The following is a 13,095-nucleotide window of genomic DNA, read 5'->3' on the forward strand; positions in this document are numbered from 1 at the left end:
CATTGACGGATTAAAACACCAACAGCATCAGGCAGGCAAACACCGGCACCGCCGCGGTCAGGCTGTCGATACGATCCAGTATGCCGCCGTGACCGGGAATCAAATGACCGCTGTCCTTGATGCCCGCTTCGCGTTTGAACATGCTTTCGGTCAAATCGCCCAGCACCGAAGCCAGCGCGGCGATCACCGAACAGGCCAACAGCGTGGTCGGCACCACGTTCAGCGGCGCGTAGCGGCCGAACAGCCAGGAAATGACCGCCGATGTCAGCAGCCCGCCGATCAACCCTTCCCAGGTTTTACCCGGCGAGACCTTCGGCGCCAGCTTATGCTTGCCGAACAGCTTGCCGAACATATAGGCGCCGGAATCCGCGCCCCACACCAGCAGCATCACGTACAGCAGCCACCAGGCACCGGTAAACGGGTTTTGCTCATAGCCGAACTGGCGCAGCGCCAGCATGCCCCAAAAAAACGGCACGATGGTCAGCAGGCCGAACAGCAGGCGCAGCGGGCGCGAATTGCGCCAGATGGCGGCCGAGCCGGGGTAAAACAGCACCAGCAGCAGCGCCGCCAGCCACCAGGCCAGCGACAGCCACAGCGAGCCGCTTACCTGCGGCACGGATTGATGGTAGGCGGGAACGCTGAGCATCATCAGCGCCAGTAGAAAACCGCACAGTATCGCCAGCCAGATGCGCTGCGAACGGGAGGTAAAACCGGCCAATTGGCCCCACTCCCAGGCTGCTAACATGCACACGACGAGCGTTACCAGAGCAAAGGCCAGCGGCGGCAACAGGAACAGCGCCGCGATAACGATCGGGATTAAAATCAGAGCAGTTATGAGGCGATACTTCAGCAAAAGTTCTCCCTAGGACGCATCGGCGCCGATAGGTGTTGTTCCCCCGAAGCGGCGCTCACGTTGTGCAAATGCATTCAGCGCACCTTCAAAGACAAGTTCATCGAAATCAGGCCAGAGCACATCAGTAAAGTAAAGTTCAGCATAGGCGATTTGCCACAGCAGGAAGTTACTGATGCGATGCTCGCCACCGGTGCGGATAACCAGATCCACCGGCGCCAGGTCGCTCATGCAAACCCGTTCGCTCAATAATTCCTCGCTGATCTGATCCGGGTGCAGCTCACCGCCCCGTACCTGTTCGGCCAGCTCCCTTACTCCCTGAATGATATCCCAACGGCCGCCATAGTTGGCAGCGATATTGAGCGTCAGGCCATCGTTATTTTCCGTCAGTGCTTCAGAGCGGCGGATCCGCTCCTGCAAACGCGCGCTGAACCGGCTAATATCGCCGATCACCCGCAGCCTGACGTTATGTTTATGCAGGCTTTTTACTTCACTATCCAAAGCGCGGACAAAAAGCTCCATCAGGGCGGAGACTTCCTGCACCGGACGGTTCCAGTTTTCGCTGCTGAAGGCATAAAGCGTGAGTGCATCTAAATGGTGGCTGGCGGCAAAACTGACCGCGCGGCGAACCGATTTCACCCCTGCTTTATGACCGAAGACACGTAACTTGCCCTGACGTTTGGCCCAGCGTCCGTTACCGTCCATGATAATGGCGACATGGCGCGGCCCCGGGGAAGATGGATTAGCCTCTTGTTGGTTTGCGGACGACATAACTCGTACTTATTTCCTCAATAGAAATATAACTGCCTTTCCGGAACATCAGGCCCTTACGCGCAAAAAAAGCCGTGTGCCCGACACGGCTTTCAGCCTGCCCTCGCGATACCCGATGCAGCCGGGTCGCCATTGGCGCACAAGGCGCCAATCGGGCCATAATTCAACGGTATAACCGCTGACAGGTGGCGCAGACTATACCACCTCAGCGGAGCATGAACAAACGGCCCCGCGGCGGCACGCGCGAATTACGAGCAAAATCGGATAATCGCCGTGATCAGCCGCACAACGCGCGAACGCGTTCCTCGGCGGCGGCGCGCGCCTGGCGGTCAATGTCTAAGACCGCGTCGATGCAGGTCGGTTCCTGCAGCGCGAGACGCTCCACCACCTGGCGGTTGACCGCCGCAATGTCGGTAAAGCGGATCTGCTGCTGCAAAAATGCCGCCACGGCGATTTCGTTGGCCGCGTTCAGCGCGGTGGTCGCCGCCTGGCCGGCCTCGAACGCGTCGATCGCCAAATACAGGCAAGGATAACGCTCGCGTTCCGGTTCAGCGAAGGTCAGCGAACCGATGCGGCAGAAGTCCAGCGCTTCCACGCCGGAGTTCACGCGCTGCGGATACGCCATCGCGTGGGCGATCGGCGTGCGCATATCCGGCGTACCCAGCTGCGCCAGCACGCTGCCGTCGGCATAGCGCACCATCGAGTGAATCACCGACTGCGGGTGCAGGATCACTTCCATTTGCTCGGCCGAGGCGTTAAACAGCCAGCGGGCCTCAATGTATTCCAGACCTTTGTTCATCATGGTGGCGGAGTCCACCGAGATCTTGCGGCCCATCGACCAGTTCGGGTGGGCGCAGGCTTGATCCGGCGTCATCGCGGCGAACTGGTCCAGCGGCGTGGTGCGGAACGGACCGCCAGAGCCGGTAAGCACGATGCGCGAAACACCATGACTGTCCAGTGAAGAGTATCCCAACTGGCGCTGAATACTCTCAGGCAAACTCTGAAAAATCGCGTTGTGCTCGCTGTCGAGCGGCAGCAGTTGCGCCTGGCTTTGCCGCACCGCGTCCATAAACAGGCGGCCGCAGGTGACCAGCGACTCTTTGTTGGCCAGCAGCACCTGCTTGCCTGCGCGGATCGCCGCCAGCGTCGGCAACAGCCCCGCAGCGCCGACGATGGCCGCCGTCACTTGATCGACGTCGTCCAAAGCCGCCAGTTCGCAGGCCGCTTGCTCCCCGGCCAATACCTCGGTAGCGACGCCGTTTTCCGCCAGAATGGCGCGCAGCTCGCGGGCGGCGCTTTCATCCGCCATCGCGGCGAAGGCGGGCCGGAATTCGATGCATTGCTGCGCCATGACCGCGACGTTGCGGCCGGCCACCAGCGCTTTGATCGCAAAACGCTCGGGATTCGCCCTGACCACGGCCAGGGTGCTGGTCCCTACCGAGCCGGTCGAGCCAAGAATGGTCAGTTGCTTCATGAGTTCACTCTGAATAACTGTCTGATGAGATCGGAGGTGCTCCAGTGTGGAACCTTGGACACCGCTTGTCCATGATCTTTCAGTACGATGAAACGGGATCTGCGCCACAAAAAACAAAGCGCCGCCCAGGCGACGCTTTTTTTCTGCACGATGCTGATTAGAAATCCATCAGCTCTTTTTCTTTCTCCGCCAACGCGGCGTCGACCAGCTTGATGTAAGCGTCGGTCATTTTCTGAATCTCGTCTTGTGAACGACGTTCTTCGTCTTCGCTGATCTCTTTGTCTTTCAGCAGCGCCTTGACCTTGTCGTTGGCGTCGCGACGCACGTTACGCACCGCTACGCGGCCCTGCTCGGCTTCGCCGCGCACGATCTTGATCAGATCCTTACGGCGTTCTTCGGTCAGCGGAGGCAGCGGAACGCGAATGTCAGAACCGGCGGAAGACGGGTTGAGGCCCAGATCGGAGCTCATGATCGCTTTCTCAACGGCCTGGCTCAGGCTGCGGTCGAACACGTTGATTTTCAGCGTGCGGGAGTCTTCCACGGTCACGTTGGCCAGTTGACGCAGCGGCGTAGCGGCGCCGTAATATTCCACCATGATGCCGTCCAGAATGCTTGGCGAAGCGCGGCCGGTGCGGATCTTGCTGATTTGGTTTTTGAATGCTTCTACGCTTTTTTCCATGCGTGAATCAGCATCTTTTCTGATTTCATTAGTCACGTTGCAAACCCTTGGAAGCTGGTTACTTGGCAGGCGATACTCAAGTATAGCCCGTAATCGTACTCGAAGAGCGCGCGGCGCCTGGCGTCACGCGCTCCGAAAAAGGGGTGTGAACAGCCTTATTTGCTGATCAGCGTACCTTCGTTCTCACCCATCACCACGCGGCGCAGCGCGCCAGGCTTATTCATATTGAACACGCGGATCGGCAGACCGTGATCGCGAGCCAGCGTAAACGCAGCCAGATCCATCACTTTCAGCTCGCGCTCCAGCACGTCCTGATAGGTTAATTGTTCATACAGCGTTGCATCCGGGTTTTTCACCGGATCGGCGGAGTAGACCCCATCCACTTTGGTGGCTTTCAGCACCACATCCGCTTCGATCTCAATGCCGCGCAGGCAAGCGGCGGAATCGGTGGTGAAGAACGGGTTGCCGGTACCGGCGGAGAAGATCACCACGCGGTTGTTGCGCAGCAGGCTGATCGCCTCTGCCCAGCTGTAATTGTCACACACGCCGTTCAGCGGGATCGCCGACATCAGGCGGGCGTTCACATAGGCACGGTGCAGTGCATCACGCATAGCCAGGCCGTTCATCACGGTAGCCAGCATTCCCATGTGGTCGCCCACTACGCGGTTCATGCCGGCTTGCGCCAGGCCCGCGCCGCGGAACAGGTTCCCGCCGCCAATAACTACACCGACCTGAATTCCCAGTTCGACCAGCTCTTTCACTTCCTGAGCCATGCGATCCAAAACGCTGGCGTCGATACCAAAACCTTCTGCACCTTGCAGGGCTTCGCCACTCAGTTTAAGCAGAATACGCTGATATACGGGTTTTGCATTGGTTGCCATGGTGTTCTGTCCTAAGAAGCAGTATTAGTAGTGGGGATTTCAGCCGATGAAACGCGCCTGAGGTGAGTATCACGCTGCAGGGCCTGCCACCGGTGTAATTCTGGCTGGATAGTATGGAACCGCCAGACGGCGGTTCCATCGACAGTCATTAAGACTGTTTGCTCATCGCGGCAACTTCAGCAGCGAAGTCGGTTTCGACTTTCTCGATGCCTTCGCCCACTTCGAAGCGAATGAAGTTGGTCACGTCAGCGTTGTGCTCTTTCAGCACCTGAGCAACGGATTTGCTCGGATCCATAACGAAAGGCTGACCGGTCAGAGAAACTTCGCCGGTGAATTTCTTCATGCGGCCTTCAACCATTTTCTCTGCGATTTCTTTCGGCTTGCCGGACTGCATGGCGATGTCCAGCTGAACCTGGTACTCTTTTTCTACCACTTCAGCAGACACGTCTTCTGGCTTCACGAACTCTGGCTTGCTCGCCGCAACGTGCATTGCGATTTGCTTAACCAGTTCTTCGTCCGCGCCTTTAGCCGCAACCAGAACGCCGATACGCGCGCCGTGCAGGTAGCTGCCCAGCACGTCGCCTTCCAGGGAAGCAACGCGACGAATGTTGATGTTTTCGCCGATTTTTGCCACCAGCGCTACGCGCTCTTCTTCGAACTGTGCTTTCAGCACGTCAACGTCAGTGATTTTGCCAGCCATAGCGGCATCCAGCACTTTGTCGGCGAACGCCTGGAAACCGGCGTCTTTTGCTACGAAGTCAGTCTGGCAGTTAACTTCCAGAATGATGCCGTAGTTGCCTTCGATCTTGGTTTTGATCACGCCGTCAGCAGCCACGTTGCCTGCTTTTTTAGCGGCTTTGATCGCACCGGACTTACGCATGTTTTCGATTGCCAGTTCGATGTCGCCGTTGGATTCAACCAGCGCCTTCTTGCAATCCATCATGCCAGCGCCGGTACGCTCGCGCAGTTCTTTTACCAGGGCAGCGGTAATATCAGCCATTTCTTTTTCCTCGGTTATCTCGCGTGGAGACAGTTCTCATTCAGATAAGCAAAGGGGGCCTTAACAGGCCCCCCTAACCAACATATGTCAATACCTGGTTAATAAGGGCTCAGTGACGAGCTTGCCTTATTATTCAGCTTCTACGAAGCCTTCTTCCGCCTGAACGGCCAGATCTTGAGAACGACCTTCACGCACAGCGGCAGCAACAGCAGTCAGGTACAGGTTTACTGCACGGATTGCGTCGTCGTTACCAGGGATGATGAAGTCAACGCCGTCTGGGTTGGAGTTGGTATCAACGATAGAGAATACCGGGATACCCAGGTTGTTGGCTTCTTTGATCGCGATGTGCTCGTGATCGGCATCGATAACGAACAGTGCGTCTGGCAGACCGCCCATATCTTTGATACCGCCCAGGGAGTTTTCCAGCTTGGCCAGTTCACGAGTGCGCATCAGCGCTTCTTTCTTGGTCAGCTTGTCCAGGGTGCCGTCTTGAGACTGGATTTCCAGATCTTTCAAACGCTTGATGGACTGACGAACGGTTTTCCAGTTAGTCAGCATGCCACCCAACCAGCGGTGGTTCACGAAGAACTGGTCACAGCTGTTCGCAGCGTCTTTTACCGCTTCGCTTGCTGCGCGTTTGGTACCAACGAACAGGATCTTGCCTTTACGGGAAGAGATCTTGCTCAGTTCAGCCAGAGCGGCGTTGAACATTGGTACGGTCTGCTCCAGGTTGATGATGTGAACCTTGTTACGAGCGCCGAAGATGAAAGGCTTCATTTTCGGGTTCCAGTAACGGGTCTGGTGACCAAAGTGAACACCAGCCTTGAGCATGTCGCGCATGGAAACAGTTGCCATGATTAAACCTCTATAGATTAATTGGGGTTATGCCTCCACGTATCCCATAACGCCGACCCTGGCGGCGACAAGTCACCTCAGGGCACCCCGGCGGATGTGCCGATACGTGTGTGTTATTTACACAAAATGAGTGCAGTTAAAGTATTTTCGGCCGATTCCCGCCAGGTCACAAGAACCAAGTCGCGGATCGCCGGCGCGCTTTATACCATAAACCCGCCGCAGACACCAACTTTTGTTGCGTTTCGCCGGGCGTCAGGAAATGAAATTTGGCAGCCCCCGGCCGGGCTGATACCATAAGTCACTGCTTCTTATTGTCGACGATAACGACACCTGCGGACGAATTTCATGGCAATCTCAATTAAAACACCTGATGACATCCAAAAAATGCGCGTGGCCGGCCGCCTGGCCGCCGAAGTGCTGGAGATCATCGAGCCGCACGTCAAACCTGGCGTGACCACCGGCGAGCTGGACCGTATCTGTCACGAGTACATCACCAACGAGCAGCAGGCCATTTCCGCCTGCCTCGGCTACCACGGCTTCCCGAAATCCGTGTGCATCTCGGTGAACGAAGTGGTGTGCCACGGCATCCCGAGCGATGACAAAACGCTGAAAGACGGCGACATCGTCAACATCGACGTGACCGTGATTAAAGACGGTTTCCACGGCGACACCTCGAAGATGTTCATCGTCGGCAAACCGACCATTCTGGGCGAGCGCCTGTGCCGCGTCACTCAGGAAAGCCTGTATCTGGCGCTAAAGATGGTCAAACCGGGCATCCGTCTGCGCACCCTGGGCAAGGCCATCCAGCAATTCGTCGAAGCCGAGAAGTTCTCCGTGGTGCGCGAGTACTGCGGCCACGGCATCGGCGAAGTGTTCCACGAAGAGCCGCAGGTGCTGCACTATGACGCGGACGACGGCGGCGTGGTGCTGCAGCCGGGCATGGCCTTCACCATCGAACCGATGGTCAACGCCGGCGACTACCGCATCCGCACCATGAAAGACGGCTGGACGGTAAAAACCAAAGATCGCAGCTTGTCGGCGCAGTATGAGCATACTATTGTGGTCACTGATAACGGCTGCGAGATAATGACGTTGCGCAAGGATGACACCATCCCCAACATCATTACGCACGAGATGTAAGCACTGCGGCGCACGCCGCGTGCAGAATGTCACCAGGCCGGCTTATGCCGGCCTTTTTTATGGGCTGCGCACTATGTCTGACAATCTCCTTCAACCGGCCGTGCCGATGCCGCCCGCCTCTCCCAGCGTCTACGGCGACGACGAGCTCACCTGCCCGCTGCTGAAACAGCGGCTGGAGCAGTTCCAGCTGTGGCTGGCGGCGGCGTTCGACGCCGGCTCCAGCGCCGAAAGCCTGGTGGCAGCGCGCAGCGACTTCATCGATCGCCTGCTGCGCCGGCTGTGGACGTTCTACGGCTTTGAAGATATCCCGGAAACCGCGCTGGTGGCGGTCGGCGGTTATGGCCGCGGCGAGCTGCATCCGCTGTCGGATATCGACGTGCTGGTGCTCAGCCAGCGCCGGCTGACGGAGCAACAGTCGCAGCGGGTCGGCGAGTTCATCACCCTGCTGTGGGATCTCAAGCTGGAAGTGGGCCACAGCGTGCGCACCCTGGAAGAGTGCCTGCTGGAAGGGCTGGCGGATCTGACCGTGGCCACCAACCTGATCGAATCGCGCATGATTTGCGGCGACGTCGCGCTGTTCCTGCAGATGCAAAAGCATATCTTCAGCGACGGCTTTTGGCCCTCGCCGCAGTTCTTCCACGCCAAGATCAGCGAGCAGCAGGAGCGTCATCAGCGCTACCACGGCACCAGCTATAACCTGGAACCGGATATCAAAAGCAGCCCCGGTGGCCTGCGTGACATCCACACGCTGCTGTGGGTGGCGCGCCGCCACTTCGGCGCCACCTCGCTGGACGAAATGGTCGGTTTCGGTTTCCTCACCCAGGCCGAGCGCAACGAGCTGAACGAATGCCAGAGCTTCCTGTGGCGCATCCGCTTTGCGCTGCATCTGGTGCTGCCGCGTTACGACAACCGTCTGCTGTTCGATCGTCAGCTCAGCGTGGCGCAGCTGCTGCGCTATGAAGGCGAAGGCAACGAGCCGGTCGAGCGCATGATGAAAGACTTCTACCGCATGACGCGCCGCGTCGGCGAGCTGAACCACATGCTGCTGCAGCTGTTCGACGAAGCCATCCTGGCGCTGGACGCCACCGAAAAGCCGCGTCCGCTGAACGACGATTTCCAGCTGCGCGGCGATCTGATCGATCTGCGTGACGAAACGCTGTTTATCCGCGAGCCGCAAGCCATCATGCGCATGTTCTACCTGATGGTGCGCAACCGCGAGATCAAGGGCATTTACTCCACCACCGTGCGCCAGCTGCGCCACGCGCGCCGCCACCTGAAACAGCCGCTGTGCACCATCCCGGAAGCGCGCGATCTGTTTATGGCCATCCTGCGTCACCCCGGCGCGGTGTCGCGCGCGCTGGTGCCGATGCACCGTCACAGCGTGCTGTGGGCCTATATGCCGCAGTGGGGCAAGATCGTCGGGCAGATGCAGTTCGATCTGTTCCACGCCTATACCGTCGACGAACACACTATCCGCGTGCTGCAGAAGCTGGAGAGCTTCGCCGATGCGCAAACCCGGCCGCGCCATCCGCTGTGCGTGGAGCTGTATCCGCGCCTGCCGCACCCGGAACTGCTGCTGCTGGCGGCCTTGTTCCACGATATCGCCAAAGGGCGCGGCGGCGATCACTCGATCCTCGGCGCGGAAGACGTGGTGGAGTTCGCCGAACTGCACGGCCTCAACTCGCGAGAAACCCAGCTGGTGGCCTGGCTGGTGCGCTGCCACCTGCTGATGTCGGTCACCGCGCAGCGCCGCGATATCCAGGATCCGACGGTGATCCAGCAGTTCAGCAGCGAAGTGCAGAGCGAAACCCGCCTGCGCTATCTGGTGTGCCTGACGGTGGCGGATATCTGCGCCACCAACGAAACCCTGTGGAACAGCTGGAAGCAGAGCCTGTTGCGCGAGCTGTATTTCGCCACCGAAAAACAGCTGCGCCGCGGCATGCAAAACAGCCCGGATCTGCGCGAACGCGTACGCCACCATCGCCTGCAGGCGCTGGCGCTGCTGCGCATGGACAACATCGACGAAGAGGCGCTGCACCGCATCTGGAGCCGCTGCCGCGCCGATTACTTCCTGCGCCACTCGCCGAATCAGCTGGCCTGGCACGCCCGCCACCTGCTGGCCCACGACTCCACCCAGCCGCTGGTGCTGGTCAGCCGCCAGGCGACGCGCGGCGGCACCGAGATCTTCATCTGGAGCCCGGATCGCCCTTACCTGTTCGCCGCCGTCGCCGGAGAGATGGATCGCCGCAACCTGAGCGTGCACGACGCCCAGATCTTCACCAACCGCGACGGTATGGCGATGGACACCTTTATCGTGCTGGAGCCGGACGGCAGCCCGCTGGCGCAGGATCGCCACGCGGCGATCCGCCAGGCGCTGCTGCAGGCCATCACCCAGCGGGAGTACCAGCCGCCGCGCGTGCGCCGCCCCTCTTCCAAGCTGCGCCACTTCAGCGTGCCGACCGAGGTCACTTTCCTGCCGACCCACACCGATCGCCGCAGCTACCTGGAGCTGACCGCGCTCGACCAACCCGGCCTGCTGGCGCGGGTGGGCGAAGTGTTCGCCGATCTGGGGCTGTCGCTGCACGGCGCGCGCATTTCCACCATCGGCGAGCGGGTCGAGGATTTGTTTATCCTGGCCGACGGCGAGCGGCGCGCGCTCGACCAAGAAACGCGCAGAAAGTTGGAGCAACGGTTGACAGAGGCCCTCACCCCAAACGATAAAATGTGATACAAGTAACTTTTTACCGACAACATCAGGAAAGAGAACAGCATGCAGCAATTACAGAACGTTATTGAAAGCGCCTTCGAACGCCGTGCGGACATCACTCCGGCGAACGTAGACACCGTAACGCGCGAAGCGGTAAACCAGGTGATCGGCCTGTTGGACAGCGGCGCCCTGCGCGTCGCCGAGAAGATCGACGGTCAATGGGTCACCCACCAGTGGCTGAAGAAAGCCGTGCTGCTCTCTTTCCGCATCAACGACAACAAGGTGATGGACGGCGCGGAAACCCGCTACTACGACAAAGTGCCGATGAAATTCGCCGACTACGACGAAGCGCGCTTCCAGAAGGAAGGTTTCCGCGTCGTGCCGCCGGCCACCGTGCGCCAGGGCGCGTTCATCGCTCGCAACACCGTGCTGATGCCGTCTTACGTTAACATCGGCGCCTACGTCGACGAAGGCACCATGGTCGACACCTGGGCCACCGTCGGTTCTTGCGCGCAGATCGGCAAAAACGTTCACCTGTCCGGCGGCGTCGGCATCGGCGGCGTGCTGGAGCCGCTGCAGGCCAACCCGACCATCATCGAAGACAACTGCTTCATCGGCGCGCGCTCCGAAGTGGTGGAAGGCGTGATCGTGGAAGAAGGCTCGGTGATTTCGATGGGCGTTTACCTCGGCCAGAGCACCCGCATCTATGACCGCGAGACCGGCGAAATCCATTACGGCCGCGTGCCGGCGGGTTCGGTGGTGGTTTCCGGCAACCTGCCGTCGAAAGACGGTTCTTACAGCCTGTACTGCGCGGTGATCGTCAAGAAAGTCGACGCCAAAACCCGCGGTAAAGTCGGCATTAATGAGTTATTGCGCACTATCGACTAAATTGAAATAGCGGGTGATTCACCCGCTATTTTTTTGTCTGCGTTTCGCTGGCAGTCACAGTCGCAGATCTCGCTTTCCGCCATAATTGCAGTCGTGGAATATAACGATCACATCTAAAGAGGGCGCAGTATGTACGATAACTTGAAGAGTTTGGGCATCAATCAACCGGAAGACGTCGATCGCTATAGCCTGCGTCAAGAGGCCAACAACGACATCCTCAAGATCTATTTCCGCAAGGACAAAGGCGAGTTCTTCGCCAAGAGCGTGAAGTTCAAGTACCCGCGCCAGCGTAAAACCGTGGTGGCGGACAACGCCGGCCAGGGCTACAAGGAAATTCACGAGATCAACCCGAACCTGCGTTACGTGATCGACGAGCTGGATCAGCTGTGCCAGCGCGATCAGGTGGAAGTGGATCTGAAGCGTAAAATCCTCGACGACCTGCGCCATCTCGAAGGCGTGGTGTCGCACAAGATTGCCGAGATCGAAGCCGATCTGGAAAAACTCACCCGCGGCAAATAATGCGGATCGGTTAACCCGCATCATCGTTAAGGCGCCCTTTTGCGGCGCCTTTTTACGTTATGACTGCAGCAGCGTGCCCCACTGCTCGACCCACGGGCAGGCGGCCACTTCCGGCTCCGGCTGTTCCATCGCATCGATCTCCAGCACTTCGCCAACGCGGGTGGCGCCCTGCTCCTGCAGCAGCGCGTCGAACGCGCGCCCGGCGCCGCAGAAGTTGTCATAGCTGCTGTCGCCGAGGGCGATCAGCCCATAGCGCAGCTCCGGCTGATAGCCAACCTGATCGCGGATAGCGTGGAACAACGGCGCGATGCTGTCCGGCAAATCGCCCTGCCCGGTGGTGGAGGTGATCACCAGCGCGTAGTGCTGACGATAATACTGCCAGGCCTCCAGCGTGCCCTCTTCGAACAGTTTGACCTCATGGCCCTGCTCGCTGAGGATGTTTTGCGCCTCTTCCGCCACCAGCAGCGAATTGCCGTAGACCGTTCCCACGAAGATACCAACCTGAGCCATGGCTCCTACTCCCTTCATTACCTTTAAAAATTGTCAGCTATCCTGACCGTTAGCCGCGCTAAACTCAACCCCGGCAAGTTCAGGGAATACCCCCGCCCAGCCGAACTGCGCCATCACCCCTTGCCAGGCTTCGTCCCAGCGCGCCGTTACCTGCAGCGGCTCGCCGGTCACCGGGTGCGTCAGTTGCAGGTGGCTGGCGTGCAGCATCAGGCGCGGGCAGCCGAAATGCTGCGCCATCCCGCGGTTCTGCCGCAGATCGCCGTGCTTGCTGTCGCCGATGATCGGATGGCGAAGATGCGCCATGTGGCGCCGCAGTTGGTGCTTGCGGCCGGTTTCCGGCTGCAGTTCCACCAGACTGTACCGCGCGCTGTCGTAGCGGCCGACGGCCACCGGCATCTCTACCTGCGCCAACGGCCGGTAGTGCGTCACCGCCGGCTGCGGCCCCTTGTCGGCATCGGCATGTTTATCGGCGATTTTATCCAGCTCCGCCGTCAGCGGGTAGTCGAGGGTCGCCTCCTCCTGCACGTAACCGCGCACCACCGCATGATAGGTTTTCTGCACCTGGTGCTGCTCGAATTGCTGCGACAGCAGGCGCGCCACCTCGCTGGAGAGCGCCATCAGCAATACCCCGGACGTCGGGCGATCGAGACGGTGCACGGTAAAGACATGCTGCCCGAGCTGATCGCGCACCGTCTGCATCATAAAGCGAGTTTCATGACGGTCCAGCCAACTGCGGTGCACCAACCAGCCCGACGGTTTGTTCACCGCCACCAGGTGTTCATCCTGATACAAAATCTCAATCACATCGCGTTCCCAGGTCA

Annotated in this window: 13 protein-coding genes; 4 read left to right on the plus strand and 9 right to left on the minus strand. The window is 59.3% G+C overall.

Features of this window, described 5'->3' with window-relative positions; all coding sequences use genetic code 11:
* Window positions 1-10: 10 nt before the first annotated feature.
* The 7 genes from cdsA to rpsB form a co-directional block, all read right to left on the minus strand.
* Entirely contained in the window at window positions 11-853 is an 843-nt protein-coding gene (cdsA, locus tag J0F90_RS19350; protein WP_004931949.1) for a phosphatidate cytidylyltransferase, read from the minus strand.
* 9 nt (window positions 854-862) lie between these two features.
* The gene (gene ispU / locus J0F90_RS19355; protein ID WP_004931947.1) at window positions 863-1,621 is read right to left on the minus strand and encodes a (2E,6E)-farnesyl-diphosphate-specific ditrans,polycis-undecaprenyl-diphosphate synthase; all 759 of its coding nucleotides are present in this window, start codon (window positions 1,619-1,621) and stop codon (window positions 863-865) included.
* 277 nt (window positions 1,622-1,898) lie between these two features.
* Window positions 1,899-3,095, minus strand: coding sequence for a 1-deoxy-D-xylulose-5-phosphate reductoisomerase (gene ispC, locus J0F90_RS19360; RefSeq protein WP_016929889.1), 1,197 nt, complete (start codon window positions 3,093-3,095; stop codon window positions 1,899-1,901).
* A gap of 157 nt (window positions 3,096-3,252) precedes the next feature.
* Window positions 3,253-3,810, minus strand: a complete 558-nt coding sequence (frr, locus tag J0F90_RS19365; RefSeq protein ID WP_004931943.1) for a ribosome recycling factor — start codon at window positions 3,808-3,810, stop codon at window positions 3,253-3,255.
* A 119-nt stretch (window positions 3,811-3,929) separates the two neighbouring features.
* Window positions 3,930-4,655, minus strand: coding sequence for a UMP kinase (gene pyrH / locus J0F90_RS19370; RefSeq protein WP_004931940.1), 726 nt, complete (start codon window positions 4,653-4,655; stop codon window positions 3,930-3,932).
* Window positions 4,656-4,803: 148 nt separating this feature from the next.
* Window positions 4,804-5,655, minus strand: coding sequence for a translation elongation factor Ts (tsf, locus tag J0F90_RS19375; protein WP_016929890.1), 852 nt, complete (start codon window positions 5,653-5,655; stop codon window positions 4,804-4,806).
* Window positions 5,656-5,784: 129 nt separating this feature from the next.
* A complete protein-coding gene (rpsB, locus tag J0F90_RS19380) occupies window positions 5,785-6,510 on the minus strand; it encodes a 30S ribosomal protein S2 (protein ID WP_016929891.1) in 726 nt (241 codons plus the stop codon).
* 345 nt (window positions 6,511-6,855) lie between these two features.
* On the opposite strand from rpsB, the gene map reads away from it, so the two are divergent.
* The 4 genes from map (at window position 6,856) to J0F90_RS19400 (ending at window position 11,764) form a co-directional block, all read left to right on the plus strand.
* Window positions 6,856-7,650 (plus strand): type I methionyl aminopeptidase, encoded by a 795-nt coding sequence (map, locus tag J0F90_RS19385; RefSeq protein WP_028127527.1) that lies wholly within the window; start codon window positions 6,856-6,858, stop codon window positions 7,648-7,650.
* Window positions 7,651-7,723: 73 nt separating this feature from the next.
* Window positions 7,724-10,378 carry a bifunctional uridylyltransferase/uridylyl-removing protein GlnD gene (glnD, locus tag J0F90_RS19390; protein ID WP_028128316.1) on the plus strand — a complete coding sequence of 885 codons (2,655 nt, stop codon included), beginning with the start codon at window positions 7,724-7,726 and terminating at the stop codon, window positions 10,376-10,378.
* Window positions 10,379-10,420: 42 nt separating this feature from the next.
* Window positions 10,421-11,245 (plus strand): 2,3,4,5-tetrahydropyridine-2,6-dicarboxylate N-succinyltransferase, encoded by an 825-nt coding sequence (gene dapD, locus J0F90_RS19395; RefSeq protein WP_004931932.1) that lies wholly within the window; start codon window positions 10,421-10,423, stop codon window positions 11,243-11,245.
* A gap of 129 nt (window positions 11,246-11,374) precedes the next feature.
* Window positions 11,375-11,764, plus strand: a complete 390-nt coding sequence (locus J0F90_RS19400; RefSeq protein WP_004931929.1) for a DUF3461 family protein — start codon at window positions 11,375-11,377, stop codon at window positions 11,762-11,764.
* Between the two features lie 57 nt (window positions 11,765-11,821).
* Here J0F90_RS19400 and J0F90_RS19405 read toward each other — a convergent pair whose 3' ends face one another.
* Both J0F90_RS19405 and truC read right to left on the minus strand, forming a co-directional pair.
* A complete protein-coding gene (locus J0F90_RS19405; RefSeq protein ID WP_016929894.1) occupies window positions 11,822-12,274 on the minus strand; it encodes a flavodoxin in 453 nt (150 codons plus the stop codon).
* A 33-nt stretch (window positions 12,275-12,307) separates the two neighbouring features.
* On the minus strand, window positions 12,308-13,078 hold the full coding sequence (gene truC / locus J0F90_RS19410) for a tRNA pseudouridine(65) synthase TruC (protein WP_028127528.1): 771 nt from the start codon (window positions 13,076-13,078) through the stop codon (window positions 12,308-12,310).
* Window positions 13,079-13,095 lie beyond the last annotated feature (17 nt).

Origin of the sequence: Serratia marcescens subsp. marcescens ATCC 13880 (assembly GCF_017299535.1) — a bacterium.
Lineage (GTDB): Bacteria > Pseudomonadota > Gammaproteobacteria > Enterobacterales > Enterobacteriaceae > Serratia > Serratia marcescens.